The sequence below is a fragment of the Acidiphilium cryptum JF-5 genome, assembly GCF_000016725.1.
Lineage (GTDB): Bacteria > Pseudomonadota > Alphaproteobacteria > Acetobacterales > Acetobacteraceae > Acidiphilium > Acidiphilium multivorum.
Genome location: NC_009484.1, coordinates 294,986 through 321,114, shown reverse-complemented (window position 1 = coordinate 321,114; position 26,129 = coordinate 294,986). Strand labels below are relative to the sequence as shown.

At 70.1% G+C, this 26,129-nt stretch carries 24 protein-coding genes and 2 tRNA genes; 12 read left to right on the top strand and 14 right to left on the bottom strand.

All coding sequences use genetic code 11. The annotated features are described in order from the left end of the window. Nucleotide 1: 1 nt before the first annotated feature. The 8 genes from ACRY_RS03855 to ACRY_RS03820 form a co-directional block, all read right to left on the bottom strand. Entirely contained in the window at nucleotides 2-2,059 is a 2,058-nt protein-coding gene (locus ACRY_RS03855; RefSeq protein WP_011941409.1) for a tyrosine-type recombinase/integrase, read from the bottom strand. Then, nucleotides 2,056-2,316 carry a helix-turn-helix domain-containing protein gene (locus ACRY_RS03850; protein ID WP_231295329.1) on the bottom strand — a complete coding sequence of 87 codons (261 nt, stop codon included), beginning with the start codon at nucleotides 2,314-2,316 and terminating at the stop codon, nucleotides 2,056-2,058. The genes ACRY_RS03855 and ACRY_RS03850 overlap by 4 nt, the downstream gene beginning before the upstream one ends. Before the next feature lie 333 nt (nucleotides 2,317-2,649). Beyond that, the gene (locus ACRY_RS03845) at nucleotides 2,650-3,288 is read right to left on the bottom strand and encodes a hypothetical protein (RefSeq protein WP_011941407.1); all 639 of its coding nucleotides are present in this window, start codon (nucleotides 3,286-3,288) and stop codon (nucleotides 2,650-2,652) included. Further along, nucleotides 3,285-4,508 carry a tyrosine-type recombinase/integrase gene (locus ACRY_RS03840; RefSeq protein ID WP_011941406.1) on the bottom strand — a complete coding sequence of 408 codons (1,224 nt, stop codon included), beginning with the start codon at nucleotides 4,506-4,508 and terminating at the stop codon, nucleotides 3,285-3,287. Before ACRY_RS03840 ends, ACRY_RS03845 begins: the two co-directional genes overlap by 4 nt. Nucleotides 4,509-4,652: 144 nt before the next feature. After that, nucleotides 4,653-4,742: transfer RNA gene (locus ACRY_RS03835), tRNA-Ser, on the bottom strand. Nucleotides 4,743-4,755: 13 nt separating this feature from the next. Continuing rightward, a complete protein-coding gene (gene gabD, locus ACRY_RS03830; RefSeq protein WP_011941405.1) occupies nucleotides 4,756-6,234 on the bottom strand; it encodes an NADP-dependent succinate-semialdehyde dehydrogenase in 1,479 nt (492 codons plus the stop codon). 61 nt (nucleotides 6,235-6,295) lie between these two features. Beyond that, nucleotides 6,296-7,885: a PhoX family protein gene (locus ACRY_RS03825; protein ID WP_011941404.1), complete on the bottom strand. Its 1,590-nt coding sequence runs from the start codon at nucleotides 7,883-7,885 to the stop codon at nucleotides 6,296-6,298. 4 nt (nucleotides 7,886-7,889) lie between these two features. Then, nucleotides 7,890-8,387 (bottom strand): outer membrane protein assembly factor BamE, encoded by a 498-nt coding sequence (locus ACRY_RS03820; protein WP_007421753.1) that lies wholly within the window; start codon nucleotides 8,385-8,387, stop codon nucleotides 7,890-7,892. A gap of 82 nt (nucleotides 8,388-8,469) precedes the next feature. Between ACRY_RS03820 and ACRY_RS03815 the strand changes: the two genes are divergently transcribed. The 7 genes from ACRY_RS03815 to ACRY_RS03785 all read left to right on the top strand — a co-directional run bounded on the left by ACRY_RS03815 (nucleotide 8,470) and on the right by ACRY_RS03785 (nucleotide 12,655). Then, a complete protein-coding gene (locus ACRY_RS03815) occupies nucleotides 8,470-8,991 on the top strand; it encodes a DUF177 domain-containing protein (protein ID WP_013639290.1) in 522 nt (173 codons plus the stop codon). Between the two features lie 155 nt (nucleotides 8,992-9,146). Beyond that, nucleotides 9,147-9,350: a 50S ribosomal protein L32 gene (gene rpmF, locus ACRY_RS03810; RefSeq protein ID WP_011941402.1), complete on the top strand. Its 204-nt coding sequence runs from the start codon at nucleotides 9,147-9,149 to the stop codon at nucleotides 9,348-9,350. 156 nt (nucleotides 9,351-9,506) lie between these two features. Next, nucleotides 9,507-10,580, top strand: coding sequence for a phosphate acyltransferase PlsX (gene plsX / locus ACRY_RS03805; protein WP_013639289.1), 1,074 nt, complete (start codon nucleotides 9,507-9,509; stop codon nucleotides 10,578-10,580). Between the two features lie 5 nt (nucleotides 10,581-10,585). Next, nucleotides 10,586-11,548, top strand: a complete 963-nt coding sequence (locus ACRY_RS03800; protein ID WP_011941400.1) for a beta-ketoacyl-ACP synthase III — start codon at nucleotides 10,586-10,588, stop codon at nucleotides 11,546-11,548. Between the two features lie 81 nt (nucleotides 11,549-11,629). After that, nucleotides 11,630-11,944, top strand: a complete 315-nt coding sequence (locus tag ACRY_RS03795; protein WP_007421756.1) for an integration host factor subunit alpha — start codon at nucleotides 11,630-11,632, stop codon at nucleotides 11,942-11,944. Further along, a complete protein-coding gene (locus tag ACRY_RS03790) occupies nucleotides 11,941-12,531 on the top strand; it encodes a MerR family transcriptional regulator (protein ID WP_011941399.1) in 591 nt (196 codons plus the stop codon). The genes ACRY_RS03795 and ACRY_RS03790 overlap by 4 nt, the downstream gene beginning before the upstream one ends. A gap of 47 nt (nucleotides 12,532-12,578) precedes the next feature. Further along, a tRNA-Pro gene (locus ACRY_RS03785) sits at nucleotides 12,579-12,655 on the top strand. Between the two features lie 525 nt (nucleotides 12,656-13,180). On the opposite strand, the gene ACRY_RS03780 is transcribed toward ACRY_RS03785, so the two are convergent. The 4 genes from ACRY_RS03780 to ACRY_RS03765 are packed head-to-tail and all read right to left on the bottom strand — an operon-like array spanning nucleotide 13,181 to nucleotide 18,169. After that, on the bottom strand, nucleotides 13,181-14,509 hold the full coding sequence (locus ACRY_RS03780) for a dihydroorotase (protein WP_011941398.1): 1,329 nt from the start codon (nucleotides 14,507-14,509) through the stop codon (nucleotides 13,181-13,183). Continuing rightward, complete coding sequence (gene asnB, locus ACRY_RS03775; RefSeq protein ID WP_011941397.1) at nucleotides 14,506-16,251, bottom strand: asparagine synthase (glutamine-hydrolyzing); 1,746 nt, start codon at nucleotides 16,249-16,251, stop codon at nucleotides 14,506-14,508. The genes ACRY_RS03780 and asnB overlap by 4 nt, the downstream gene beginning before the upstream one ends. Continuing rightward, nucleotides 16,251-17,276, bottom strand: a complete 1,026-nt coding sequence (locus ACRY_RS03770; RefSeq protein WP_011941396.1) for a glycosyltransferase — start codon at nucleotides 17,274-17,276, stop codon at nucleotides 16,251-16,253. Before ACRY_RS03770 ends, asnB begins: the two co-directional genes overlap by 1 nt. Further along, a complete protein-coding gene (locus tag ACRY_RS03765; RefSeq protein ID WP_011941395.1) occupies nucleotides 17,273-18,169 on the bottom strand; it encodes a glycosyltransferase family 9 protein in 897 nt (298 codons plus the stop codon). The genes ACRY_RS03770 and ACRY_RS03765 overlap by 4 nt, the downstream gene beginning before the upstream one ends. Before the next feature lie 48 nt (nucleotides 18,170-18,217). Here ACRY_RS03765 and ACRY_RS03760 point away from each other — a divergent pair, with 48 nt between their 5' ends. Both ACRY_RS03760 and ACRY_RS03755 read left to right on the top strand, forming a co-directional pair. After that, nucleotides 18,218-19,045, top strand: coding sequence for a YgfZ/GcvT domain-containing protein (locus ACRY_RS03760; protein WP_011941394.1), 828 nt, complete (start codon nucleotides 18,218-18,220; stop codon nucleotides 19,043-19,045). Continuing rightward, entirely contained in the window at nucleotides 19,042-19,707 is a 666-nt protein-coding gene (locus ACRY_RS03755) for a glutathione S-transferase (RefSeq protein WP_007423669.1), read from the top strand. Before ACRY_RS03760 ends, ACRY_RS03755 begins: the two co-directional genes overlap by 4 nt. A gap of 7 nt (nucleotides 19,708-19,714) precedes the next feature. On the opposite strand, the gene ACRY_RS03750 is transcribed toward ACRY_RS03755, so the two are convergent. Next, nucleotides 19,715-20,671 carry an NAD(P)H-dependent flavin oxidoreductase gene (locus ACRY_RS03750; RefSeq protein WP_011941393.1) on the bottom strand — a complete coding sequence of 319 codons (957 nt, stop codon included), beginning with the start codon at nucleotides 20,669-20,671 and terminating at the stop codon, nucleotides 19,715-19,717. A 31-nt stretch (nucleotides 20,672-20,702) separates the two neighbouring features. Then, complete coding sequence (mbfA, locus tag ACRY_RS03745; protein ID WP_011941392.1) at nucleotides 20,703-21,659, bottom strand: iron exporter MbfA; 957 nt, start codon at nucleotides 21,657-21,659, stop codon at nucleotides 20,703-20,705. Between the two features lie 131 nt (nucleotides 21,660-21,790). On the opposite strand from mbfA, the gene ACRY_RS03740 reads away from it, so the two are divergent. From ACRY_RS03740 to ACRY_RS03730, 3 genes are read left to right on the top strand one after another with little or no spacing between them, the layout of a single operon-like run. Further along, nucleotides 21,791-23,671, top strand: a complete 1,881-nt coding sequence (locus tag ACRY_RS03740) for a tetratricopeptide repeat-containing sulfotransferase family protein (RefSeq protein WP_011941391.1) — start codon at nucleotides 21,791-21,793, stop codon at nucleotides 23,669-23,671. After that, complete coding sequence (locus ACRY_RS03735) at nucleotides 23,668-25,041, top strand: tetratricopeptide repeat protein (RefSeq protein ID WP_011941390.1); 1,374 nt, start codon at nucleotides 23,668-23,670, stop codon at nucleotides 25,039-25,041. The genes ACRY_RS03740 and ACRY_RS03735 overlap by 4 nt, the downstream gene beginning before the upstream one ends. Further along, nucleotides 25,041-26,039 (top strand): ABC transporter substrate-binding protein, encoded by a 999-nt coding sequence (locus ACRY_RS03730; protein ID WP_011941389.1) that lies wholly within the window; start codon nucleotides 25,041-25,043, stop codon nucleotides 26,037-26,039. Before ACRY_RS03735 ends, ACRY_RS03730 begins: the two co-directional genes overlap by 1 nt. Nucleotides 26,040-26,129 lie beyond the last annotated feature (90 nt).

The following is a 26,129-nucleotide window of genomic DNA, read 5'->3' as shown; positions in this document are numbered from 1 at the left end:
CCTAGTCCTCGACATTCATCCGCAGCCGCCGGCGCCGGCGCTCGATCAGCTCGGCGTAGTGGCGGTTTGCGGCGCGGCCGCGTTGCGCGGCGTAGAATTTCAGCGTCGTCGTGGCGTTCTGGTGCCCGAGAACGCGCTGCGCGAGCGCCACGGCGCGTGGGTCTTCGTCGAGTATGACGGTGCCGACATAGGAGCGCACCAGATGCGAATTGACGTCGACGCCGAGCTCGCGGCCGATCAAAGCCCGGATCTGCGTGGCCATCGATTTGGAAACCAGATGGCCAGCTTCCTGCCCCGGGAAGAGCGAGGTCGACTCGTCATGCAGCAGGGTCGGGCGGAATCTGGTGACGTAGGTCTCCAGCATGCGCACCGTCTGCGACGACAGCGCGCCCTCGACCATCGGCGCCCGCTTGGAGGCGCGACCATAGGCGATTTTGACGCCGGTGATCTTGCCCTTCGCATCGCGTGCAAAATCGAGGGCGAGATCGAGGATCGAAAGATCGGCGACGCGCAGGGGTTTGTCGAACAGGATCGCCAACGCGAGGGCGTATTTCGCGGTATCAGCGGCGCGCTTCATCTTGCCGGCCTTGGCGAATCTCAGCGCCTTGCGCCAAAGTGTTTCAGGAAGCTGCAGGAATCGCCGCTCGATCTTTGGATCGTCGAATTGCGCGAGGCGTTCGAGCTTCTTGGCGGTGAAGCCGCGATGCTTCGCCCGCACCTCACGGCAGATGTCGAGAACCTGCTCCAGTTCGGCGACCGGTAATTTGCCCCATTGGCGCGCGGCTGCTGCGAGAGCCTGCGCCGTGGCTTCCGCGCCGAGAGTCCATCCGCTCTCCGCGCAGTTCGTGTCCCAATAATCGGTCAAGATCGCCTCGACCGCTGTGGGGGTGAGGATGGCGGCGAGAGAGGTCAGGGTTGCCGCGGGCCAGCCGCGTTTCACCAGCCGATGGGGCGCGAGGGCAAGGATATCGCCGCGTGTTCGCACGGTGCTCTTCGCGGCAGGGCCCGTGAACCCCTTTTCGAATGGTCCCGGCTTCCGCAGCTTCGCGATATAGGCATTCAGGTCTGCCATGAAGCTCGGCGGGATGCCGTTAGCGTCATCGCGGATCGTGTTCGGGTTGCGGCGGGCGGGCAGTTCCTGGCCAGGGAAGGATTCCTGCTCGCGGCACAGGCGGTTCCAGCGCGATTTTATTGTTGTCACCGTCTGGTCCGGCGCCTTGGCATTCGTGGCGGCGAGGGCGTCGTGATACGCGTCGAGGTGTTCGAGCGCGACATCCCCGGGTGCGACATTGCGTTCTTCACAGAAGACCGCGAAGCGCCGCATTGTGGCACGGCTGAGATCGCCATCGCTCATCATGCCGAGCAGGCTGGCCCAGGCGGTCGTCGTGATCGGCCGGCGAGGCGCACGCGGCGGGAGCCAGCCCGTCTTGCGCTGAATCGCGGCGAGCGACGACTTGATATTATAGAAGCGCTTAGGCCCGGTTTTCTTCCTATCAAATTTCAAGCTCTTCAGGATCGGCCGCAGTGCGGCGGGATCGCACGGCAAGGGGGCTGCCACGGAACCATCGCGATTGCGGGGGCAGTGATCTTCTATCCATGCAACATCGCGCCGGAGATCCTTGAGCCTCGCCGCCGGCAGGGTATCGCTGGCCGCGAGCAGTTCGAGCGCCTCGGCGAATGTGGCCGGAGGTGTCGCGCAGACAACGGTATCGCCGGCGACCCGGGCGCGTGCGTTGGCCGGGAGCGAAATTGTTGTCGGGTCGATGATTGCGCCGTCGACCGGCTCATCCAGCGCGCCACCACCGTCGTTGCACGCGGAGTGTTCAGCGGCCATCGGTTCACGGATGCCTGTTTTGGAGGCGAGGTCGCTGGTCTCGGCGCAAAGCGCGCCGAAAAGGTCATCTTGCATCACGCGCGCCCTCCTGCGCTCACCCGAGTGCGTGCGCATGCGGTTGCGTTCATTCGGGACAGCGTCGGCCGGCAAAGGCTCTCCATATTGCGTGTGACGGTGGCCCGTGTTCGGCCCGAAGCCAGTGAACTCCAGCTGTTCGGCGATCATGATTCTGCTCCACGGCTGGCGGCCAAGAAGGCAGCGAGGTCGGTCTGCGAGATGCGGATCGCGCGGCCGATGCGGTGCACGCGGAGCGCGCCCTCGGCGATGCGGCGACGCAGGGTTGAGGGCGAGACGTCGAGAATATCGGCGACATCGCGCAGCGTCATGAACTGAGTACCGGACGCACTCTCGGCGCTGTGCTGCTTAGTAGCACTGTCTATCTCCGGAGACGCCGACTGACCGAAAATCAGGGGGGCATTCATCAAACCAACTCCCCATGCGGCCGCTTCGTAACCGACACGGCGATCTTCGGTGCCGGCTGCTCGTCCAGCCACGCGAGTCCAGCCCTGAGGTCGATCAACGTGCGGCGGCCGACTTTACGCGCCGACAACTCCCCTGCGGCAATCAATTCGTATGTCCGCGAGCGAGAGATGCCCGACCGTACGACCCAATCTGAGATTGCAACATAATGAGGTATAACTTCGTCCGGCATTGTGGCTGCTCCATTCGAAATGAAGCCAGACAATCGCGGATATGCGGGGACCGCGGGATTACGGCACGCCCGTTGATTTTCTCTTTTCTCGGCGTCGTCGGCCCTATTTTCGGGTGGGCCGAGGCCGATGTGTCGCGAGGATTTGCCTGACCCGCTGCACAGTTATCGCGTGACCGTCACGGGCCAGGAGCTTGGTGATGACCGAGGCGCGGTTGCGAGCCGGCAAGGAGAGAGTGTCATAGAGCTGGCAAACCCTATCGGCGATTTCGGTTGCCTGTAGCGATCGCACACTCGCTGAGCGACTGGCGGCCGTGCTCTGCCAATGCAGCAGAGTGGACACCTGTTCGACTTCGTTCACCGCCCGGGCGAAATCCGCCTCGGCCTGCTCGATTGCCTGTTCCGACCGCATCCTGAGCCGGCCTGGGCCATGCTTTTCACCCGGTTCGCGAAACCGCAGGCGTCCGTCCTTGTCGCACTCGGCCCTCTCCGGGCTTCTTGCCGCGCCGGTTTGCGGATCGATCTCGGCTTCAAAATGCCGCAGATCGACCCGGCCGAGCCATGCCTTGGCCTCGTCCAAGGACAGAGGCCGGCCACCCTCTTTGAGAACGGCGCGGATCTCTGCCAGCGCCGCATCCGGATTGTGCCGGGGATCGCGCATCGATTCCGGCAGTGTCTTGATCCGCGGCGCGCGCGGGCGGCGGTTGCGGGGCTTCGGTGCCTGTTCGTCTTCATCGCGCGTCATGATGCGGAACCCTCCGAATCGGCGGAGGAAAGAGCATAGCGCGCCCAGTCGACCATGAGATCCCGGCGGCGGTCGAAGAAATCGGTGCGTCGATAGGCGGCGACGACCTTGTCGCTCACCGTGTGCGACAGCGCGGCCTCGACCACTTCATGCCGATAGTCCGTCGCCTCGGCCGCCCAATCCCGGAAGGTGGAGCGGAACCCATGGGTCGTGATGTTCTCCCGCCCCATGCGGCGGAGCAGAATCAGCATCGCCATGTTGCTCAGTCCCGTGCCCGTCTTGCCGCCTGGGAACACGAACGCGGCCGGTGCCGGCGTTCCGGCCGCTGCCCGCATTGTGGCGAGGATCGCAAGCACCGGATCGGTCAGCGGCACGCGATGATCGCCCTGCCGCTTCTTCAGCCGCCATTCCGGGATCGTCCAGATTTTCGCGGCCAGATCGATCTCGCTCCAAGTCGCGCCGATGGTTTCGCCCGAGCGGGATGCCGTGAGGATCGTGAACGCCAGCGCCCGCGCTGCCACGCCCTCCTGCTGCGCCAGCTCGGCCATGAAGGGCGGCAGATCGCGCCATTTCAGCGCCGGGTGATGCGCGACCCGGGCGATCCGCCCCTTGGCCGGCAGCACGTTCTCGAGCAAGCCCTTCCATCGCGCCGGATTGTCGCCCTGCCGCCACCCCTTGGTGGTGGCGTAGTCGAGGATTGATTCGATCCGCCCGCGCAGGCGGCTCGCGGTCTCCGGCTTGTCGGTCCAGATCGGCTTGAGCGCCTTGACCACGAGATCGAGGTCGATCGCGCCCACCGGCGTCTCGGCGAAGACCGGGTAGGCATAGGTCGCGAGCGTCGCCCGCCACTGCCCGGCGTGCTTTGCGTTGCTCCAGCCGGCCTGGTGCGCCTCGATATAGGCCTCGGCGCAGGTGGCGAAGGTCTTGCCGCGGATGGTCTTGGCCTCACGCTGCGTCTGGCGGTGCTCGATCGGGTCGATCCCGTCGAGCAGCAGGCGCCGGCACTCGATGGCGCGCATCCGGGCCTCGGCCAGGGACATCAGGGCGACGGGGCCGAGCCCCATCTCGCGCGCCCGACCACGTATCATGAACCGGAACGACCAGGATTTCGCACCTGAGGGGGCGATCTGGAGGTAGAGATTGTTGCCATCGCCATAGAGGCCGGGGGCGGTCAGCTTGGCGACCTTGAGCGGTGACAGCTTGTTGACGACTCGGACCATGACCGAATCTTACCCACAAAGTCACCCACGTGGAAACTCCGGATTCGGGCAGATCGGGGTGGATGGGCGTGGACGGAAATCTGGCTTAATGCACTGATATTTAATACTTTAGAGGATGGTGCCGGACAGTGCTGGACGTAGGGGTGGCGGATGGGGTGGGATTCGAACCCACGATACGCTTTCACGTATGGCGGTTTTCAAGACCGCTGCCTTAAACCACTCGGCCACCCATCCTGGCAGCGCCGGTTTAGCCGCCCAGGCCGCCGAGCGCCAGATACTTGATCTCGAGATAATCCTCGATCCCGTATTTCGATCCCTCGCGGCCGAGGCCGGAGGATTTGACGCCGCCGAAGGGGGCGACTTCGGTCGAGATCAGGCCCTCGTTGATGCCGACGATGCCGTATTCCAGCGCCTCGGCAACGCGGAAGATGCGGCCGACATCGCGGGCGTAGAAATAGCTGGCGAGGCCGAATTCGGTATCATTCGCCATCGCGATCGCCTCCGCCTCGGTGTTGAAGCGGAACAGCGGGGCGACCGGGCCGAAGGTTTCCTCGCGGAAGATCAGCGCGTCATGCTTCACGTCGGCGATGACGGTCGGCGTGAAGAAATTGCCGCCCCGCTCGTGGCGCGTGCCGCCGGTGACGATTCGGGCACCGCCGGCCACCGCGTCGGCGATATGCGCCTCCACCTTCTCCACCGCCTCGCGGTTGATCAGCGGCCCCTGGGTGACGCCAGGCTCCATGCCGTTGCCGACCTTCAGCGCCTCGACCGCGACCTTCAGCTTTTCGGCAAAGAGCTCGAACACACCGTCCTGAACGAGGATGCGGTTGGCGCAGACGCAGGTCTGCCCGGCATTGCGGAATTTCGAATCGATCGCCCCCTTCACCGCGGCGTCGAGATCGGCGTCGTCGAAGACGATGAAGGGGGCGTTGCCGCCAAGTTCCATCGACGTCTTCTTGATGGTCGGCGCGCACTGGGCGAGCAGCTTCGCGCCGACCTCGGTGCTGCCGGTGAAGGAGAATTTCCGCACGATCGGGTTGGCGGTGAGTTCAGCACCCATCGGGCCGGAGGGGCCGGTGATGATGTTGCACACGCCCGCCGGCATGCCGGCGCGCTCGGCAAGGACGGCGAGGGCAAGGGCGGAGAACGGGGTCTGGCTCGCCGGGCGGATCACCCCGGTGCAGCCCGCCGCCCAGCCCGGACCGGCCTTGCGGGTGATCATCGCCGAGGGGAAGTTCCACGGGGTGACCGCCGCGAAGACGCCGATCGGCTGTTTCTGCACGATGATCCGCCGGCCGGGGGCGTTCTGCGGGATGGTGTCGCCGTAGATCCGCTTGCCCTCCTCGGCGAACCACTCGATGAAGCCGGCGGCGTAGGCGATCTCGCCCTTCGCCTCGGCCAGCGGCTTGCCCTGCTCGGCCGTCATGATCGCGCCGAGATCGTCCTGGTTGGCCATCATCAACTCGTAGAGGCGGCGGAGGATCGCAGCGCGCTCCTTCGCCAGCATCGCCCGCCAGCCGGCCAGGGCGCGGCCGGCCGCCTCGATCGCGCGGCGCGTTTCCGCGGCGCCCATCGCCGGCACCCGGCCAACGAGTTCGCCCGTCGCTGGATTCAGGACGTCGAGGGTCTTCCCGCTCTCCGCCTGCACCCATTCTCCGTTGATGTAATTGGCTTCCCGCAGCAGCGCCGGGTCTTTCAGCCGTACCGTTCCGGTGGTGTTCAGCATCCTGCCCTCCTCGTCATGTTCAAAAGCGTCATGGCTTCAGGTACGCTGGCCGGGGCCGGATTCAATCCGGGGCGAGCGACACCATCGTGGTCTGCGGCGGCATGCCGGGGCGCACCGTCGGCCAGCGCGTGGCCGGATCGGCGAAATCGGCGTCGCGCGTGGCGCCGGGATGCCGTGCCACGGTGAACAGCGTCTTCCCTGCCGGATCGGCCGCGGCCCCGCCCACGGCACCCCCGACCGGCGCGCTGTAGAGCAGATCGAGCCCGCCATGCGGGTGCATCGCGAACAGCCCGTCCGCCGTGTCGGTCACGGCGCCGCGCTGGTCGGTGCCGATGAGGAGCCGGCCGCTGCCGTCGAGATCGAGGGTCGAGGGCGCGCGCAGCCAGGCTGTCGAGCCAGGCGCGTAGCGCGAGGAGGAATCATGCGCAGGATCGCCGCCGAGCAGCACCACGCGACCGGCAAAGCGGCGGGCGCCGGGATCGCCGCCCTCGGGGGCGAAGGCCAGAATGTGGCCGGCGCCGTTGCCGGCGCGCGGGTTGAGCGGATCGATCTGGCTGATCCCCCGCCCCGGATTACCGCGGCAGGCGAGGTAGAGCGTGCCGTCCGGGGCGATCGCCATGCCCGAAGGGGCATCGAAGCCGGAACCCCGGCGGCCGGCCGATGCCGTCGCGGTCAGCGAGGGCAGGCCGGCGGGCAGGTCGTGCCAGACGATGTGCGAGTGCTCGATCACCGCGACGGCGAGCGTGCCGGCATCGAGCGCGCCCTCGCCGGTGCCGGCCGGGGCGGCGCCCTTGAAGCGGAACAGCCGCCCCATCGGCCCGTCCTCGCTCATGAAGACCACGGCGCTGCCATCGGCGGCGAGCCCGCAGGCCACGCCCGCGCGGGGCAGCCGGCCGAGGGCGGTGCGCTTCACCGGAAAGGACATCGGATTCGCGGCGTCGAGCTCGACCACCCAGCCGAAGCCGGCGCCCACGGTCGGGCTGCCGAAACCGGGCGCATGGCCGGCCAGGCGCCGGATCCAGCCCGCGGTGTGGCCCTCGGGCAGCAGCACCGTGTTCCAGGGCGTCACACCGCCGATGGAGGGCGCCAGCACGCCCTGGACCGTCTGCCCGACCGAAGCGGCGGCCGGGCCGGCGATGCGGCACAGCGTGCCGTCGGTGATGCGGCGGGACTGGTAGCCGCCGGCGACCACCACCCAGCGCCCGTTCTGCATGGCGAGGTTGAGCACCGAGGCGCCCTGCATCTTGCCGGCGACGGTCGCGGCGCCGCGGCCGCGCGGAAACGCCATGCGCATCTCCACGTCGGGGTGGGTGACGACCATCAGCAGCCGGCGCACGCCGTCGTCGGCCGGCGGCATCTTCACCAGCCCGGCAATGATCGCATCCCAGCCGAATTGCTGGCTGGCGGCGGCGAGGGTGACTTCGCCCGGGCGGAAGGGCGGCGCGGATGGCAGCACGGCGTCGCCCCAGCGGATCAGCACGTCCCGCCGCCAGCCGGGCGCGACGACGTCGTTCAGTTGCGGGGCCTCCGACCCTGGCGGCAGGCTGGTGACCGGCTCCGCCGTGCCAAGCACAGACGTCGAGGCGCGGGCGGTGCCGGCCATCGCCAGCGCCGCCACGCTTCCGGCCATCACGCCGCGCCGTCCGATCATGGGATCAGAAACCGCTCCCTCCGCCGAGGCCGCCGGCCGATCCGGCGCCGAGGCCCGGATTATAGTGCCCGACGCCACCGACGAGCTGCTGCAGGAAACTTGCATGGCCGCCCGGCGCATGCGTCCTGCCGCCGGCCATCGCCACATGAACCGCCTGCTTCCCGCCGACCCGGCGGATCGATTTCAGCACGCCGTTGCCGGTGAAATCGAGCACGACGACCTGCTGCTTCTCGACGCCAAGGGTCTGGCCGATGCGCGGCTTCGTCACCTGGCTCACATAGAGCCAGTCGTGATCGTGGAACGTTTCGCGCAGCGTCGGCGAGCCGAGCAGCGCGGTCGCGTCCGCCTCGGTCGAGACGCCGGGGGTGAGCTGCTTGAGCTGCGCCTCGGTTACCGCGGTGCCGCGATAGCGTGGCTGGGCCGTGAACAGGGCGCAGCCGGCCAGCGCCGGCAGCAGCAGGAGGGGAAACAATGGGCGGAGCTTGGTCGCCAATCTGCGCACGCGGCTGGATCCTCGGGTTGCGGCTGGTCCCGGTTCTATGGGCGAGCTTCCATCGTCGTGCAAGATGCGCCAGTATTTCATGATGACTGACGCCCCTCCGTTTCCGCTGTCGCGGCACTTCGATCTCGCCCGCCTCGGGGATGCGGCGCAGGAAGTGACGATCGATGCCGACGCCGAGGCCCGCGCCGCGATCGCCCGGCAATTCGGCATTCCGGCGGTCGAGGCGCTGTCCGGCAGGTTCCACATCAGCCGCATCGGGCCGGACCAGGCCGAGGCCAGGCTGGAGCTTGCCGCCCACGTCATCCAGAGCTGCGTCGTCTCGCTCGAGCCGGTGGAACAGACCATCGCCGAGCGCACCAGCTTCCGGCTGCTCGCTGGCGGCGAGCCGGACGATGCCGGCTCCCTCGATCCCGATGCGCCGGACGACATCGTCGCCGACGGCACGGTGTTCGATCTCGGCGCGCTGCTCGTCGAACAGCTGGCGCTGGCCCTCGATCCGTATCCGCGCCGGCCGGGCGCCGAGCCGCCCGCGGCCTCCGGGACCGGCGCCAAGGATGAGGCGCATCCCTTTGCCGCGCTCGCCCGGCTGCGCCGGCCCGACTGAGCAACCGGCATGTGGCAGTCCCGCGCCGGACAAACTTGCCGTGGGCCCGGCGCTCTGCTAGAGGGCCGCTTTCCAATCCCCCCGGTCAGCGGGGCGTCACCCGCTGGCGCGCCGCGACCCGTCGCGACGTAACACAAGAGAACCGAGAGTCGACCATGGCCGTACCCAAGCGCAAGACCTCCCCCTCCCGCCAAGGCATGCGCCGCAGCCATCATGCGCTGGGCCAGCAGGCTCATGCCGAGTGCAGCAATTGCGGCGAGCTGAAGCGCCCGCATCATGTGTGCGGCCATTGCGGCCATTACGACGGGCGCGAAGTCGTCGCGGCCGGCAAGGATCTCAAGGGCACGGTCAGGGTCTGATCCGGTCGTGTCCGCGTCGGCGCCGTACGTGCCTTCAGGCCGCCGATGACAACCGGATCAACAGCCGCAGCCGCCTCCCCTTCCGCCATGCCAAGCCCGCCCCCGACGCCGGAAACGGCGACCGCATCCGATCGGACCGCAACGCCGGCGCCGGGGATGCCTATCCTCGCGGTGGATGCCATGGGGGGCGACAGCGCCCCCGGCATGGTCATCGCCGGGCTCGACATCGCGGCCGAGCGCCATCCCAATGCGCGATTCGAGGTGTTCGGCGATGCGGTGCAGATCGATGAACTGGTGCGGCTCAGCAAGCGGCTGCGCAACCGGGTCTCGATCCGGCCGACCACCGAGATCATCCCGAACGAACTGAAGCCGACCGCGGCACTGCGCCTGCGCGACGCCTCGCTGCGCCGGGCGATCGACGCGGTGGCGAACGGCGAGGCCGCGGGCGTGATTTCCGCGGGCAATACCGGCGCGATGCTGGCCCTGGCCAAGATCGTCCTCAAGACGATGAGCGGGATCGACCGCCCGGCCATGGCGGCGATCGGCCCTTCGGCCCGCGGCGACGTCGTGATGCTCGATCTCGGCGCCAATGTGGTCTGCGACGCGCGCAACCTCGTCGAATTCGCCGTGATGGGCGAGCTGTTCGCCCGGACGGTGCTCGGCCTGCCGCACCCGACGATCGGCCTGCTCAATGTCGGCTCCGAGGAAATGAAGGGCGACGAAACCCTGCGGCGCGCCGCCGAGGCGTTGCGCGAAAGCCCGATCGGGCCGCAGTTCCGCGGCTTCATCGAAGGGCATGACATCGCCGGCGGGACGGTCGACGTCGTCGTCACCGACGGGTTCACCGGCAATGTCGCGCTGAAGACCGGCGAGGGCGCGCTGCGCCTGGTCGGCGACCTGCTGCGCCGGGTCTTCTCGGCGAACATTGCCTCCCGCCTCGCCTATCTCCTCGCCCGGCCGGGCCTGACCCGGCTGCGCGAATGGCTCGACCCGCGGCGCTACAACGGCGCCGTGCTGCTGGGACTCAACGGTGTCGTCGTCAAGTCGCATGGCGGCGCCGACGCCGAGGGGTTCGCCCATGCGGTCGATGTGGCGATGGACATGATCGTCAACCGCTTCAACGACCGCATCCGCGACGATCTCGGCCGCCACGCCGACCGCGAACGCCTCGCCAGCGACGCGTTCCGCGCCACACCGCCCGCTTCCGCCACCTCCGTGACAACCGGCTGACCGACATGCAACGCACCGTTCTCGAAGGGGTCGGCAGCTACCTGCCGGAACGCATCGTCACCAATCACGAGCTCGCGACGCGGATCGACACGTCCGACGCGTGGATCCGCGAGCGCACCGGGATCGGCCAGCGGCACATCGCCGCCGCGCATGAAACCGCGACCTTCATGGGCGCCGAGGCGGCGCGGCGAGCACTTGCCGCCGCCGGCGCTTCGGCGGATTCGGTCGATGCCGTCATCGTCGCGACGTCCACGCCGGACCAGGGCTTTCCGGCCACCGCGGTGAGCATCCAGGCCGCCATCGGCATGACGCGCGGCTTCGCCTTCGATCTCTCGGCGGCCTGCTCGGGCTTCGTCTACGGCGTTTCGGTGGCCGATGCGATGATCCGCGCCGGGCAATGCCGCAGCGCGCTGGTGATCGGCACCGAAGTCTATTCGCGCATCCTCAACTGGGAGGACCGGGGCACCTGCGTGCTGTTCGGCGACGGCGCCGGCGCCGTGCTGCTGCGCGCCGGCACCGGCGAGGACGATCGTGGCGTGATCTCCACCCATATCCATTCCGACGGGCGCTACGGCGACATCCTCTTCATCGACGGGGCGACCGGCCAGGACGACCGGCCGCAGCACCTCGTGATGAACGGGCGCGAGGTGTTCCGCCACGCCGTCAGCAAGCTCGCCGGCGCGGTCGACGAGGCGCTGGCGGCCAACGATCTGACCCAGGCGGATATCGACTGGCTGGTGCCGCACCAGGCCAACCGGCGAATCATCGACGCGATGGGCAAGCGGCTCGGCCTCGCGCCGGAGCAGGTCGTGGTCACGGTTGACCGGCACGCCAATACCTCCGCCGCGTCGATCCCGCTCGCGCTGGACGAGGCGGTGCGCGACGGGCGCATCCGTCGCGGCCATCTCGTGCTGATCGAGGCGCTTGGCGGCGGGCTGACCTGGGGTTCGGCGCTGATCCGCTTCTGAACCGCCGGCGCGCATGGCTCCGGCCGCTGCCCGCAGCCTGTTCCGTGTTGACCCGACAGGCTTTCTTGCTAATCTTGAAAAATGAGCACGTTGACACGCGCAGGTCTGGCTGAGTCGATTTACGCGGCGGTTGGGCTGTCGCGCAATGAATCCGCGGCACTCCTCGAGGCTGTGCTCGACCGCATGAAGCAGGCGCTGGCCGAAGGCGAATCCATCAAGATCAGCGGGTTCGGGACGTTTTCTGTCCGCCAGAAAGGCCGCCGGATCGGGCGCAACCCCAAGACGGGACGTGAAGTGCCAATCCTGCCGCGCCGCGTGCTGGTGTTCCGGCCGAGCCAGATCCTCCGCGACGCCGTCGATACCGGCCAGGTTCCGTCGGCGGCAGGCCAGTCTTGACCGACGAGCCGCATCGCCACGAATCCACGCCGGACGAGCACGGCCGCAACCGGGTCCGCAAATCCGCCGAAGCCTACCGCACGATCAGCGAGGTGGCGGACGAACTGCATGTGCCGCAACATGTGCTGCGGTTCTGGGAAACCAAGTTCCCCCGCATCAAGCCGCTCAAGCGGGGCGGCGGACGGCGCTATTACCGGCCCGACGATGTCCTGCTGCTGCAGCGCATAGCCGACCTGCTCTACATCCAGGGCTACACGATCAAGGGCGTTCAGCGCCTGCTTCGCGAAAGCGGCGGGCTGCTGCATGATGAAATTCCGCCAGCCTCGGAGGAGGAGCGCGCCGCCTCGGCCGCCGAGCGGGCGCGGGCCGACATTCCGGCCCCGCCGGCCCCGCGGCCCGACCGGCTGCCGGAACTGCCGATCGATCCCGCACCGGCGACTTCCAACCCTGGCCACGCGCCCGCTGCCATGCCGGACGCCGACTCGGCGCCACTCGAACGGGCCCGCGCCGCGACTGCGCTCCTGCGCGCGGCAATGGCGAGCGTGCTTGCCGAACTGGAAGACCTGCGTGCCAGCCTCGATAAGTGATGCGGGTCGATTGCCTCGCCCCGCGTCACTTGCTAAGACGCCGGGGTCGGAGCGTAGCGCAGCCTGGTAGCGCATCAGTCTGGGGGACTGGGGGTCGTGGGTTCGAATCCCGCCGCTCCGACCATTGATTTCCAAAAATTTTCCCCTTCCCTCCCGGCTCTCATTTTCACGGCGTATCCTGAACGGGTCGCTGTTTCGGCGAGCGTGGAAGCCGGCTGAATTGAGCCCTGCTGGCGCGAATGACGTCCGCAATGTCTGATCGGTCCAGATCATCGAGCTTCGGCGTTCCGGTTGCAAATGGCTCGCCTGATGCTCCAGGGCACGATCCGCCGCCGGCGCGCCCTCGCAAAGGAACCAAGTCTCCCGGACAATAGGCTGGATCGGCACGGCCGAACCGGCCGGCCAGGCAACAGCAGGACTGCATCGCGCCGGTGGCCCCCGGCAGCCGCGTGCTGGCCGCGATGCCGAGACTCGACTCTCACCGCGCCTACAGGCCACTGCTGTTCGGCGACTCCGCGCAATATCCGGTCATCGTCCGGCGCGGCGCGGCATCTCGGCGGCTTCATGCCGGGGCGGCTCAGGCTGGTCGATCGCTCGGCCTACTGCGCCCTGTTCGAAATCCGCCACGCCGGCAGCGTCGACGGCGCGGCTACGAGCGGAAGGTAACCGAACGGCCGGCGGGCGAGCCCTGCACCGCGCCGTCGCGCATCGCGACCTGGCCGCGGATGATCGTCATCACCGGCCACCCGGTGACGCGCTCGCCCTCGAACGGCGACCAACCGCAGGGGCTGGCGAGCCAGCCCGCCTCGATGCGCTGCTGGCGGCGCAGGTCGACCAGGGTGAAATCGGCGTCATAGCCGGCGGCGATCCGCCCCTTGCCGACCGCGCCGTAGATCCGCGCCGGCCCGGCCGCCATGAGATCGACCAGCCGGGTCAGCTTCAGCCGCCCCTTCGCCACCTGGTCGAGCATCACCGGGACCAGCGTCTGCACGCCGGTCAGCCCGGCCGCGGTTTCGGGCCAGGGGCGCTCCTTCGCGGCGCGGGGATGCGGCGCGTGGTCGGAGCCGATCGTGTCCACCAGCCCGTCCGCCACCGCGCGCCATGCCGCCTCGACATGGCGCCGATCGCGGATCGGCGGGTTCATCACCGCATAGGCGCCAAGCCGGTCATAGGCGTCGGGCGCCATCTGGGTCAGGTGGTTGACCAGCACCTCGACGCTGGCGACATCGCGGAAATCGCGCAGATAGGCGAATTCCTCCTCGGTCGAGACGTGCAGGATATGCGCCGGGCGGCCGGTGCGGCGGGCGAGCGCCATGATCCGCCGCGTGCCCAGCGCCGCGCATTCCGGATCGCGCCAGATCGCGTGGTTCGCATAGGCCATGCCGGTGGAAAATTCGCCGCGCCGCGCCTGCAGGCGGTATTCGTCCTCGGAATGGAAGGCGATCCGCCGCCTTCCGGCGCGCATCACGCGCTCGATCGAGGCATCGTCCTCGACCAGCAGGTTGCCGGTGGAGGAACCGGCGAAAACCTTGATCGCGCAGACGCCGGATTCGGCCTCAAGGGCGGCGAGTTCGCCGATATTGTCCTTCGTCGCGCCGACATAGAGGCCGACATCGCACCAGGCCCGGCCGGCGAGCGACTCCCGCTTCGCCGCCAGCGCCGCCTGTCCGGTGGCCGGCGTGCCGGTGTTCGGCATGTCGAAGATCGCGGTGATGCCGCCGAGCACGGCGCCGCGCGTGCCGGTTTCCATCGTCTCGACCGCCGGCAGCTCGCCGCTGCCGGAATCGCGGAAATGCACATGCGGGTCGATCAGCCCGGGCAGGACGTGCAGGCCGCGGGCGTCGATCGTCTCGGCCGCATCCCCTGTGGCAGCGAGGGTGGTGATTCGGCCGTCCCGCACGCCGATCCGCCCGGTCGCCTCGCCCCAGGGCAGGATCAGCGTGCCGTTCTCGATGATCAGGTCGTAGCGCTCGGTCATGCCCGTTCTCCCAGTATTTCGAACACATCGCCATCGACGGCGCCGCCCAGCCCGTGGCGATGATGCCACAGGGCGAGGAACAGCAGCCGCCAGCATGCCACGCCGGCCCGGCGGTCGGTCGCGCGGCCGAACAGGTCGCGCACCCGCGCCGGATCTGCCACCTCGGCGATGACCGGCGCGCGCGACACTAGCTCGCCGAGGCGCTGGCCCTGCCCGGCGATCCAGGCGGCGACCGGCACGTCGAACCCCTGCTTGCGGGCGAAGGGACGCGCCGCCGGCAGGTTCGCCTCCAGCCATTTGCGCAGCAGATATTTGCCAAGCCCCCGGCGCGCCCGCAGCCGGTCCGGCAGGGCGAAGGCGAAGCGCGCCACCTCGCGGTCGAGGAAGGGCGTGCGGCCCTCGACGCCATGCGCCATGAGGCAGCGATCGAGCTTGAGCAGCAGATCGTCGGGCAGCCAGGTCGCCACATCCTCGCGCTGCGCGCGGGCGAGGCCGCTGCCGCCTGCCGCCTGCCGCGCCCGCAGGAGGCCGGCGCGCCAGCCTTCGCCGCGATCGCGCAGCAGGTCGAGCCCGTCGAACGCGCCGCGGGCGCGCATCGGCCGGGCGAAGGGCCAGGGCCGCGCCGCCGCGCGATAGCGGCCGTAGCCGGCGAACATCTCGTCCCCGCCCTCGCCGGACAGCACGACCTTGACGCTCCCGCGCGCGTGGCGGGCGAGGAACCATGTGGGGATGATCGCATAATCGGCGGCCGGGTCGTCCATCGCGGCGACGATGGCGGGCAGGTACCGCCAGGTCATCGCCTCGGTGATCTCGATCCGCTCGTGCCGGGCGCCGACGGCGCGGGCGGTCGCCTCGGCATCGTCGCGCTCGTCGGCCACCGTGGCGCGGTCGAACCCGGCGGTGAAGGCGAGCACCGGCGTCTCGTTCAGCCGCGCCATCAGGGCGAGGATCGCGGCGCTGTCGATCCCGCCCGAGAGGAACATGCCATACGGCACATCGCTGCGCTGGTGGAGCTCGACCGATTGCGCCAGCACGGCATCGAGCGCGACGAGGGCCGCATCCTCATCGCGCGGCGCCTCGCCCGGCTCGATCGGCGGATGGTCGAGCAGTGCCGCCTCGGCGCCATCGCGCAGGGTGAGCAGCGCGCCGGGCGGCACCCGCTCGATCCCGGTGAAGACGGTTGCGGTGCCGGCGGTGAATTGCAGTTGCAGCAGCTCGACGAGGCGCGCCGTGTCGATCCGCCGCCTCGCGAGCCCGGCGGCGAGCAGCGCCTGCGGCTCGGAGGCGAAGGCGGTGCCCTGGTCGGCGGCGCAGCGGTAGAGCGGCTTGATTCCGAACGGATCGCGCGCCAGCGTCACCACGCCGCGCTCGGAATCATCGATCGCGAGCGCATACATCCCGCGCAGCAGAGGCACGAAATCCGCCTCGGCGCGGGCAAGATGCAGCGGCGGCTCGCAATCGCTGCCGGTGCGGAAGGGCACAAGCGGCAGGGCGGCGCGCAATTCGCGGTTGTTGTAGATCTCGCCATTGCCGATCAGCGCGGCACCGGCACCGAACAGCGGCTGGTCGCCGGTCGCGAGATCGACAATGGCGAGGCGGGTATGCACCAGCGCCGCGCGCTCGCTGACATGGGTGCCCGCACCATCCGGCCCGCGATGGGCCAGCGCGCGGGCGAGCGCCGCGAGGGTTTCCGGCGCGATCCGCGCCCCCGGCTTCAGCGCGAGTCCGGCGATGCCGCACATCAGCGCCGCACCCCGGCGAGGTAGTCGCGCCAGGTTGCCATCACGACCGGGGCGGCGAACTCCGCCTCGAACCGCGCCCGTCCGGCGGCGGCGAGATCGGCGCGGCGGGCCGGATCGGCGAGCAGGGCCGCGATCGCGGCGGAGAGAGATTGCGTGTCGCCGAGCGGCACCAGCGCACCGTCCACCCCGTCGCGGATGATTTCGCGCGGCCCCTCGGCGGCGACCGCCACCACCGGGGTCGCTGCGGAGAACGCCTCCAGCACCATGTTGCCCAGCGGTTCATGGCGCGAGGACGAGACGAACAGGTCGGCCGTGCGCAGCAGCGCGCCGACATCTCGCCGCCAGCCGGCGAGATGGACCCGCCCGCCAAGCCCGCGCGCGGCGACCAGCGCCTCCAGCGCGGCGCGTTCCGGCCCCTCCCCGGCGATCACCAGATGCGCGCCGGCAACCGGTTCGATCGCGCGGATCAGATCGTCGAATCCCTTGACCTCGTGCAGCCGGCCGAGGGCGAGAACCAGCGGTGCCGCCGCCGGCACGCCGAGCCCCTCGCGCGCGGCCGGCGCCTCGGCGGCGAAATCGGCCACGAAATTGGGAAGATAGGCGATGCGCTCGCGCGGCCAGCCCTGCTCGCCAATCCAGCGCACGATATCGCGCGTGTTGCCGACCAGATGATCGCAGCGGCGGAAATATTTCAGCGGATAATAGCCGCCGAGCCGGCCGACCAGCGCCCAGTCGCCGCGCGGCGCGTGAAAGGCGGCGCGGCTCATCCAGGCCATCGCCACCTCGGCGCCGAAGCCGCGCAGCGCCGCCCCCGCGCGCGGGCGGGTGAGACAATCGAGCGGCCCGCCATAACGCAGGCCAACCGGGTCGAGCCCCGCCGCGCGCAACAGGTTCATCCGCGCCGGATCGGGGCGGATCACCGGCAGCACCGCCTCGCCGGCCTCGTGCAGCGCCAGCGTCATCCGCTCGAAGAAGAGTTCGGCGCCGCCGTTCGCGGCACCGGCCATCAGCTGGGCGACCCTCATGCCGTCCCCACCCGCGCGGCGAGTTCGCGCGCCGCCGCGATCACCGATTCCACGCTCAATCCCTCCATCGGCGCCTCGCCCTCCAGGCCCGGCGCCGCGACGAAGCCGGCGCAGCGGCCCGCGGGCGCGTATTCCGAGGCGCGGGAGCGGCCGAACAGGCCGAGCGTCGGCGTGCCGGCGGCAGCGGCAAGGTGCATCAGCCCGGAATCGTTGCCGACGAACAGGGCGCAGCGGGCGAGGCAGGCGGCGGCCTCCACCACCGAAACGCGGCCGACGAGGTCGATCGCGCCGGGCAGCGCCGCGAGCACCGGGGCGGCGCGCGCCGCCTCGGCCTCGCCCGGGCCGCCGAAGACGGCGATTCGCCGATAGTCCAGCGCGCGGGCCAGGGCGACGAAGCGCCCGGCCGGCCAGATCTTGCCGTCCCAATTCGCGGTCGGGCCGAGGCCGAGCACCGGCGCGCCCTCGGGCAGCAGGCCGGCCGCGATGGCGCGGTCCTGAGGCGCGGTCCAGACCACCGGCAGCGGCGCCGGATCAAACCCGCAGGAGGCGCCGATCTGCCGGTAGCGCCGGCCCGGCCGCCGGCCGCCGCGCACCACGATCCGCCGCCCGGCGCGCAGCGTGTAGGCCAGCGCCGAGCCGCGAAAATCCACCACCACCTCCCAGCGATCGCGCACCAGCCGGCTCCAGAGCGAGAGCCAGTGGCGATCCTGACGCTGCTTCTCGAAGATGATCAGCCGTTCCAGCCCCGGCAGGCGCGCGAACACGCCGGCGGAAGCGGCGCCGCAGGCCACCGTCAGCCGCGCGCCCGGATGATCGTGCCGGATGCGCTCCATCGCGCCGGAGGAAATCACCGCGTCGCCGATGCGGGACGAGGCTATGAACAGGATTCTCATGCTGCGGTGGCTGTAGCACGGCTTGCCGCCGCACGGCCAAGGGGCCACATGCCGGTCATGACGACGATCGCATATCTTCCCGCGCGCGGCGTGATCGGGATCGAGGGGCCCGACCGCGTCGCCTTCCTCCAGGGCCTCGTGTCGAACGACGTGACGAAGGCGGAACCGGGCCGGGCCGTCTGGTCCGCGCTGCTGACGCCGCAGGGGCGCTACCTGGCCGAGTTCTTCATTCTCACCGACGGCGAGTCGCTCCTGCTGGATGCGCCGGGCGTGGCGGTTCCGGACCTGATCCGCCGGCTGTCGCGCTTCCGGCTGCGCAGCCAGGTGGCGCTGCGCGACCGGTCGGACGAATTCGCGGTGCATGCCGCATGGGGCGGCGCGCCGTCCGCCCCCGGCGCGATCGTCGCCGCCGACCCGCGCCTGCCCGCAGCCGGCCACAGGCTCCTCGCGCCGGCGCCGCTGGCCGGAGCGGCGGATGAAACCGCCTATCGCGCGCACCGGCTGGCGCTCGGCCTGCCCGACCATGACGATCTCGAACCGGAAAAGACCCTGCTGATGGAAGCCGGCTTCGGCGATCTGCACGGGATCGACTGGGACAAGGGCTGCTACATGGGGCAGGAACTCACCGCCCGCACCCGCTACCGGGGGCTGGTGAAGCGCCGGCTCGTCCCGGTCGATGCCGAAGCGGACCTGCCCGCCGCCGGGGCGATCACCGCCGGTGAGCGCGAAGTGGGCACGCTGCGGACGAGCCTCGGCCGGCGCGGCCTCGCGCTGCTGCGGCTCGATGCGCTGGATGCCAGGCTGAGTCTCGACGGCATCGCGCTGACGCCCGACATTCCATCCTGGATGACCCTGCCGGAGACCGCGACCCCATGATCGTCGTTCATCATCTCGAAGCGTCGCGCTCGCAGCGCGTGCTCTGGCTGCTCGAGGAACTCGGCCTCGAATACGAGGTGCAGCGCTATGACCGCGACCGGAAGACGAGGCTTGCCCCGCCGTCGCTGCGCGCGGTGCATCCGCTCGGCAAATCCCCCGTCATCACCGATGGCGGGATCACCGTCGCCGAGACCGGCGCGATCGTCGAATATCTCATCGGCACCTACGGCAAGGGGCGGCTGATCCCGCCCGAAGGGACCGACGAGCGGCGCCGCTACACCTACTGGCTGCACCACGCCGAGGGGTCGGCGATGCCGTTCCTGGTGATGAAGCTGGTGTTCGACGAAATGCCCAAGCAGGCGCCCTTCGTGCTCAAGCCGCTGATGCGCGCCATCGGCAACAAGGTGGGCGATGCGTTTCTCGACCCCAATCTCGGCGCCAATATCCGGTTCTGGGAAGACGCGCTGGCCAACTCCGCCTGGTTCGCCGGCGATGCGCTGACCGGCGCCGACATCATGATGAGCTTCCCGATCGAGGCGGCGAACACAAGGGGGCTGCTGCGCGGCAATTACCCGCGGCTCAACGCCTTCCTCGCGGCGATCCACGCGCGGCCGGCGTGGCAGCGGGCGCTGGAGCGCGGCGGCCCCTACCCGTTCGCCTGAGCCGCGCTCAGCCGCACAGGGCGGCGCGCGCCGCGCGGTATTCGGCGATCAGCCGCGCGACCCGCTCGCCTGCCGGCACCACGGCATCGACCGCGCCGATCCCCTGCCCCGAGCCCCAGATGTCCTTCCACGCCTTGGCCTTCGCGCCCTCGTGGAAATTCATCGCCGAGGCATCGCTCTGCGGCAGGTTGTCGGGATCGAGGCCGGCGGCGACGATGCTCGGGCGCAGGTAGTTGCCATGCACGCCGGTGAAGAGATTGGTGTAGACGATGTCTTCCGCGCCGCTGGCGACGATCGCCTGCTTGTAGGCACTGGCCGCGTTGGCCTCCTCGGTGGCGATGAAGGCCGAGCCGATATAGGCGAAATCGGCCCCCATCGCCTCGGCGGCGAGCACGGCGCGGCCAGTCGCGATCGCGCCGGACAGAGCGAGCGGCCCCTGGAACCAGGTGCGGATTTCCTGCACCAGCGCGAAGGGCGAGAGCGTGCCGGCATGGCCGCCGGCGCCGGCGGCCACGGCGATCAGCCCGTCCGCCCCTTTCTCGACCGCCTTGCGGGCGAAGCGGTCGTTGATGATGTCGTGCAGCACGATGCCGCCATAGCCATGCACCGCCTGGTTCACCTCCGGCCGCGCGCCGAGCGAGGTGATGACCAGCGGGGCGCGGTATTTCACGCAGAGTTCGAGATCCTGTTCGAGCCGCGCGTTGGAGCGGTGCACGATCTGGTTGACCGCGAAGGGGGCGGCCTTGCGGTCCGGATGATCGCGGTCCCACGCCGCCAGGGTTTCGGTGATTTCCGCCAGCCATTCGTCGAGTTGGGAGGCCGGCCGGGCGTTCAGCGCCGGAAACGAGCCGACGATGCCGGCGATGCACTGGGCGATGACCAGTTTCGGGTTGGAGATGATGAAAAGCGGCGACCCGATCACCGGAATCGCCAGCCTGTTTCGAAGATCCTGTGCGGCGCTCATCCCCCGACTGTGCCGAGGGTTTCCCTAAACGTCAACTACTGCCGATCGCAACGCCCACGGCGAAGACGATGGCCCCGCCGAGTGCGACCTGAAGCGCCGCCTGCAGCGGCGGCGTGTCCATGTATTTGGTGCGAATCCACGAAATCGCCGCGAGTTCGACGACGACGACGGCGAAGGCCAGCACCATCGCGGTCCAGAAATTCGGGATGAGGAAGGGCAGTGTGTGGCCGAGGCCGCCCAGCGTCGTCATCGCGCCGGTGATCGCGCCGCGCATCAGTGGCGAGCCGCGGCCGGTGAGGCTGCCATCGTCCGAGAGCGCCTCGGCGAAACCCATGGAGATGCCGGCGCCGAGCGAGGCGGCGATGCCGACGATGAAGGCCTGCCAAGGACTGCCGGAGGCGAAGGCGGCGGCGAAGACCGGCGCCAGGGTGGAGACCGACCCGTCCATCAGCCCGGCGAGACCGGGCTGGACGTAGCGCAGCACGAAGTTGCGCCGCGCCGTATCGTCCTCGGCGGAGCGGACTTCCTCGGTCAGGTTCTCGCGCGCGAGACGGTCGGCGAGGCGCTCGTGATCGGCCTCCGCCTCGGCGAGGTCGCCGAGCAGCTTGCGCGTTGCGGTGTCGCTCGTACGGCTGGCGGCGAGGCGATAGAAATTCTGGGTTTCCGCCTCCATGCTCTCGGCGAGCTTGCGCACATCGTTGATCGAGGGCGTCGGCAGCTGCCAGACCGGCTTGCGGGCAAGGAAGCCGCGCACGTCCTGCCGGCGGATCAGCGGGATATGGTCGCCGAATTTCTGCTGGTAGAGGTCGATCAGCGAGCGGCGGTGTTCGCTCTCCTCCGCCGCCATCTCCGAAAACACCTTCGCCGAGGCCGGATAATCGGTCCGCAGCGATTCGGCGATGTCGGCGTAGATCCGGCCGTCCTCTTCCTCGGCGCCGATCGCCAGGGCCAGGATTTCGCGGTCGGACAGTTCTGAAAAGTTGCGCATGCGCAAGACATGGCGGCACCGCCGGACAAGGTCAAGGTCCTTGTTTTACTTGAGATTTATTTGCAATTGAGGGTGTCCGGCCGAGGCGGCCCGGCCCTTGCGCGGGACCGCAAACCCTGCATGATCCGCCCATGAGCGCCGCATCGCCCTCTCCGGCTCCCCGCCCCGATCCCGCTCCGTGTGCCTGCGGGTCCGGGCTGCGGGCGCGGCGGTGCTGCGCGCTCGATGGCGGCGGACCGCCGGACCCCGCCCATCACGCACTGGTCGCGCCGCAAGTGGAGCAGGCGCGCGCGGCGCGGACCGCCGGGCGCAACCGCGAGGCCGAACGCCTGCTGCTGCAGGTGCTCGATCTCGCCCCGCTGCATCGCGAGGCGCTGCGCCTGCTCTACGAGATTCGCCACGCCGAGCGGCGGATTCCGGCGGCCATCGCCCTCGTTGCGCGCATCGCCGCGCTGCCGCCGGAGACGCCGGCGGCGCACGTCCAGCACGCCCAGCTCCTGATCGGGCAGGGCCGCCACGCCGAGGCCGAGGCGCCGGCGCGACGCGCACTGCTGCTCGCCCCGCGCGACCCGTCGGTGCATCACCTGCTCGGCATGATCCAGACCGAAACCGGCCGCCCGACCTCCGGCGAGCGGCATTACCGCATGGCCGAGGCGCTGATCGAGGCGCCGAACCCGACGCTGCTTGGCAATCTCGCCTGGAATCTGCGCCAGCAGGGCCGGCTCGACGAGGCGGCGGCGGTCTACGGGCAGGCGTTGTCCGGCCCTGCCCGGCCGGTGCGCGCTCTGGCCGGGCTGGCGCAGGTCGAGGCCGGGCGCGGCCGTTTCGACGCGGCGGAAGCGCTGCTGGCCGAAGCCGGGACGTCCGCCGCCGCCCCGGGCGACCGCATGGTCGCGGCCCTGATCGCGCTGTCCCGGCTGCGTGCGGGCGATGCCGAGGCCGCGCTCGACCGCATCGCCGCCACCGAGGCGGCAATCGCGCCGCAACCGCTGCTCACCACCGAACTGGCGATGCGCGGCCGCGCGCTGGAACGCCTCGGCCGCCACGACGAGGCCTGGGCCGCCTATCTTGCCGGCCGCGACTTCCAGCGCGAACGCGCCCGCCGCCGGTTCGATCCCGCGCCGATCGAGGCCCGGCTCGCCGGCATCCGCGAAACGTTCAGGGCCGACCGTCTGGCAGGGCTGCCGCGGCCGGCGCCAGTGGCGAACGCGCCGGTGCCGGTCTTTCTGCTCGGCACGCCGCGCTCCGGATCGTCCCTGCTGGAACACCTGCTGGCCCAGGCGGCGGAGATCGACCCCGCGGACAACCGCGCGCCACTGCCCGGCCTCGGGCGGCTGCTGCCCAGGCTGGTCGAGGGGTTTGGCGGGCCGACGCTCGACTTTCCGGCCGCCCTCGAGGGCACGGTGGCCGGCGAGGCGCAGGACATTCCGGCCATTCTCGCCAGCCGCTATGTCGCCCTGATCCGCGCCGCCGGCATTGTCGGGCCGCAGGCGCGGTTCGTGACCGACCGCCATCCCGAACTGCCCTGGCTGCTCGGCCTCGCCAACACGCTGTTCCCGGGGGCGCCGGTGATCCATGTGCTGCGCCACCCCCTCGACGTGGTACTGTCCGGCTTCGCGCAGGACCGGCTTTACGAGGGCAATGCCGGCGTGACGCTGGCCAGCCTCGCCCGGCTCTACGACGCGCAGATGAACGCCATCGCCCATGTCCGCGGACAGACCACCATGCGCTACCTGCCCGTCCGCTACGAGGATCTCGTCACCGACACGGAGGCGACGCTGCGCCGCGTGCTCGACTTCATCGGCCTGGCCGCCGACCCCGCCGCGATGATCGCCGCCCCGCCGCGCGCCGTCCCGCGCGTTCCGGCCTATCGCGCCGAGCTGGAGCCGCCGCATCGCCGGGGTGTGTTCCGCCACCGCCGCTTCGGCGACGTCTTCGGCGAGGCGATGCCGGTTCTCGCCCCCTGGATCGAGCGCCTCGGCTATGCCGCCACGCCGGAGGGCGCGGCATGAGCGCCGCGCCGCAACCGACGGCGAAGATCACGGTCGGCGAGGTGCTGGCCGAGATCACCGCGCTCGAACGGGACGGCAGGCTGGAGGACGCCGAATCGCTCGCCGAGCGCGCGGTCGCCGCCTCGCCCGGGCATCCGCACATCCTGCATCTCTCGGGGATCGTCGCCTACCGGCGCGGCAACATCCCGCGCGCGATCGAGCGGATCGAGAAATCCCTCGTCCTGGCGCCGGAGGTCGCGATCTATCCGCGCAACGCCTGCGAGATCTATCGCGGCGCCGGGCGGCTCGACGACGCGCTGGCGATGGCGTTGCGCGCCGTCGAACTCGCGCCGGAGGAGCGCGCCGCGCATTTCAATCTCGCCCTGATCCGCTACGAGCGCCACGAGCTGGACGCGGGCATCGAGGCGGCCGACCGCGCCATCGCGCTTTCACCTGATTTCGCCGAGGCGCATTTCGAGCGCGCCGAGCTGCTGCTGATCGGCGGAAGGCTGACGGAAGGCTGGGAGAGCTACGAATGGCGCTTCAAGCTGAAGCAGGCCGACGGCATGCTGCCGAAGACCGACAAGCCGCAATGGGACGGCAGCCCGATGCCGGAGGGGCGGCTGCTGCTGGTCGCCGACCAGGGCTTCGGGGACTGCATCCAGTTCGGCCGCTATATCCCCTGGGTCGCGGCGCGCGCGCCGAAGCCGGTGATCGCCTGTGGCGGTGATCTCATGCCGCTGCTGCGGCAGTTCCCTGAGGTGGGCCGGTTCGCGAACAGCTGGGCCGCCGCCGGCGAGTATGACGCCTTCATGCCGCTCTCCGGGCTGCCGCGCCTCGCCGGCACGACGATCGCGACGATTCCGGCGGACATCCCCTATCTGCGGGCCGATCCACGCAAGGTGGAGGCGTGGCGCCAGCGCCTCGCCGCGCTGGTGCCGCCGGGGCTGAAGCGCATCGGCCTGGTCTGGGCCGGGCGGCCGACCCACAAGAACGACCGCAAGCGCACGGTGCGGCTGGAGCGTTTCGCGCCGCTGTTCGCGCGGCCGGACATCGCGATCGTCACCGTGCAGAAAGGCGACCGGATCGACGAGGTGGGCGGGTATTTCGGCCCGGCGCCGCTGGTCAATCTCGGGCCGTCGATCTTCGATTTCACCGATACGCTGGCGATCCTGCAATGCCTCGACCGGCTGGTGACGATCGACACCTCCGTCGCTCATCTGGCCGGCGCCTCGGGCGTGCCGACCTCGATCATCCTGCCCTATGCGCCCGACTGGCGCTGGCTGCTGGACCGCGAGGACACGCCCTGGTACCCGTCGCTGCGCCTGTTCCGCCAGGAGCACCCCTCCGACTGGTCCGGCGTCGTCGAACGGGTTGCCGGGAGTCTCTGATGCGCCGTCTCGCTTCGCTTGTTCTCGCCTGCCTGTTCGGCATGCCCTTCGCCGCGCACGCCGCATCGCTCACGCTGTATTCGCGGCTTGATTATGCGCCCGCCGTCGCCCGCGCCTTCACCGCGAAGACCGGGATCGCCGTGCGCGTGCGCCGCCCGCCGCCGACCGGCCTCGCCGACCGGATCGAGCGCGAGGGCGCGCACCCGCGATGGGCGCTCGCCTGGTTCGCCGGCACGCCGAACGCCGTGGCCCTCGACGCGCGGGGGCTGCTGGCGCGCCATCTGCCGGTGCCGGCCGGCCTCTCGCCCCGCGCCGCCGCCCTCATTCCGGCGGATGGCAGCGCAATCCCGACCGGACTCGAACTCGGCGGCGTGGTGCTGATGTCGAAATCGGCGCCGTTCACGCCGCCGCTGCACTGGCACGGCCTGCTCGCGCCGGCCCGCCGCGGACTCACGGGCATGGCCGACCCGACGACGGACGACGCAGCCTGGGGCGGCCTCGCGAGCCTGCTGGCCACCGAGGGCTGGCCGGACGGGCGCCGCTTCGTCACCGCGCTCGGCGGCGCCGGGCTGCATATCTACGCCACCACGGCGGACACCGTCGCCGCCCTGCGCAGCGGGGCCATCCAGCTCGCCCTCGTCCGCTCCGCCGTGGCCTTCCACGTCGCTTCCCGAATCGATCCCTCGCTCGAAGCCGTCGTGCCGGCTCCAGCCGTGCTGATGCCGAGCCTGATCGTGATGCCGCGGCACATGACGCCGGCCTTGCGGCGGGCGGCGTCGGCGTTCATCGCCTTTGCCTGCTCGCCCGCCGGCCAGCGCGCGGCGCTCGCGTCCGACGACATGGATTCAGCCTTCTGGCCGGTGAACGCGACGGTGCCGCCGCCGCCAGGCCTGCCGGACCTCGCCGCCCTCGCCCCGCGCGATCCGGCCGCGGTCGCCGCCAACCCGCTGCCGGCGATCGCCTGGTTCGCGCGCGAAATGGTCGGCCCCGGCCTCTGACACCGCGAAGGCGGGCCGGGGGTCTTGCATCGCCCCCGACCGCAAGCGATAAACGCTTAACCAATGGTGCAGGCTGCGGCCATCCAAGCG

What these genes read in the sequence shown, in the direction of transcription:
- ACRY_RS03780 (WP_011941398.1), bottom strand. Translation starts at nt 14,509, where the DNA reads ATGACCGAGCGCTACGACCTGATCATCGAGAACGGCACGCTGATCCTG.
- mbfA (WP_011941392.1), bottom strand. Translation starts at nt 21,659, where the DNA reads ATGCGCAACTTTTCAGAACTGTCCGACCGCGAAATCCTGGCCCTGGCG.
- ACRY_RS03855 (WP_011941409.1), bottom strand. Translation starts at nt 2,059, where the DNA reads ATGATCGCCGAACAGCTGGAGTTCACTGGCTTCGGGCCGAACACGGGC.
- gabD (WP_011941405.1), bottom strand. Translation starts at nt 6,234, where the DNA reads ATGCTGAACACCACCGGAACGGTACGGCTGAAAGACCCGGCGCTGCTG.
- ACRY_RS03770 (WP_011941396.1), bottom strand. Translation starts at nt 17,276, where the DNA reads ATGAGGGTCGCCCAGCTGATGGCCGGTGCCGCGAACGGCGGCGCCGAA.
- ACRY_RS03800 (WP_011941400.1), top strand. Translation starts at nt 10,586, where the DNA reads ATGCAACGCACCGTTCTCGAAGGGGTCGGCAGCTACCTGCCGGAACGC.
- ACRY_RS03740 (WP_011941391.1), top strand. Translation starts at nt 21,791, where the DNA reads ATGAGCGCCGCATCGCCCTCTCCGGCTCCCCGCCCCGATCCCGCTCCG.
- ACRY_RS03845 (WP_011941407.1), bottom strand. Translation starts at nt 3,288, where the DNA reads ATGACGCGCGATGAAGACGAACAGGCACCGAAGCCCCGCAACCGCCGC.
- ACRY_RS03735 (WP_011941390.1), top strand. Translation starts at nt 23,668, where the DNA reads ATGAGCGCCGCGCCGCAACCGACGGCGAAGATCACGGTCGGCGAGGTG.
- plsX (WP_013639289.1), top strand. Translation starts at nt 9,507, where the DNA reads ATGCCTATCCTCGCGGTGGATGCCATGGGGGGCGACAGCGCCCCCGGC.
- ACRY_RS03750 (WP_011941393.1), bottom strand. Translation starts at nt 20,671, where the DNA reads ATGAGCGCCGCACAGGATCTTCGAAACAGGCTGGCGATTCCGGTGATC.
- ACRY_RS03850 (WP_231295329.1), bottom strand. Translation starts at nt 2,316, where the DNA reads ATGAATGCCCCCCTGATTTTCGGTCAGTCGGCGTCTCCGGAGATAGAC.
- ACRY_RS03840 (WP_011941406.1), bottom strand. Translation starts at nt 4,508, where the DNA reads ATGGTCCGAGTCGTCAACAAGCTGTCACCGCTCAAGGTCGCCAAGCTG.
- ACRY_RS03795 (WP_007421756.1), top strand. Translation starts at nt 11,630, where the DNA reads ATGAGCACGTTGACACGCGCAGGTCTGGCTGAGTCGATTTACGCGGCG.
- rpmF (WP_011941402.1), top strand. Translation starts at nt 9,147, where the DNA reads ATGGCCGTACCCAAGCGCAAGACCTCCCCCTCCCGCCAAGGCATGCGC.
- ACRY_RS03755 (WP_007423669.1), top strand. Translation starts at nt 19,042, where the DNA reads ATGATCGTCGTTCATCATCTCGAAGCGTCGCGCTCGCAGCGCGTGCTC.
- ACRY_RS03730 (WP_011941389.1), top strand. Translation starts at nt 25,041, where the DNA reads ATGCGCCGTCTCGCTTCGCTTGTTCTCGCCTGCCTGTTCGGCATGCCC.
- ACRY_RS03815 (WP_013639290.1), top strand. Translation starts at nt 8,470, where the DNA reads ATGACTGACGCCCCTCCGTTTCCGCTGTCGCGGCACTTCGATCTCGCC.
- asnB (WP_011941397.1), bottom strand. Translation starts at nt 16,251, where the DNA reads ATGTGCGGCATCGCCGGACTCGCGCTGAAGCCGGGGGCGCGGATCGCG.
- ACRY_RS03765 (WP_011941395.1), bottom strand. Translation starts at nt 18,169, where the DNA reads ATGAGAATCCTGTTCATAGCCTCGTCCCGCATCGGCGACGCGGTGATT.
- ACRY_RS03760 (WP_011941394.1), top strand. Translation starts at nt 18,218, where the DNA reads ATGCCGGTCATGACGACGATCGCATATCTTCCCGCGCGCGGCGTGATC.
- ACRY_RS03825 (WP_011941404.1), bottom strand. Translation starts at nt 7,885, where the DNA reads ATGATCGGACGGCGCGGCGTGATGGCCGGAAGCGTGGCGGCGCTGGCG.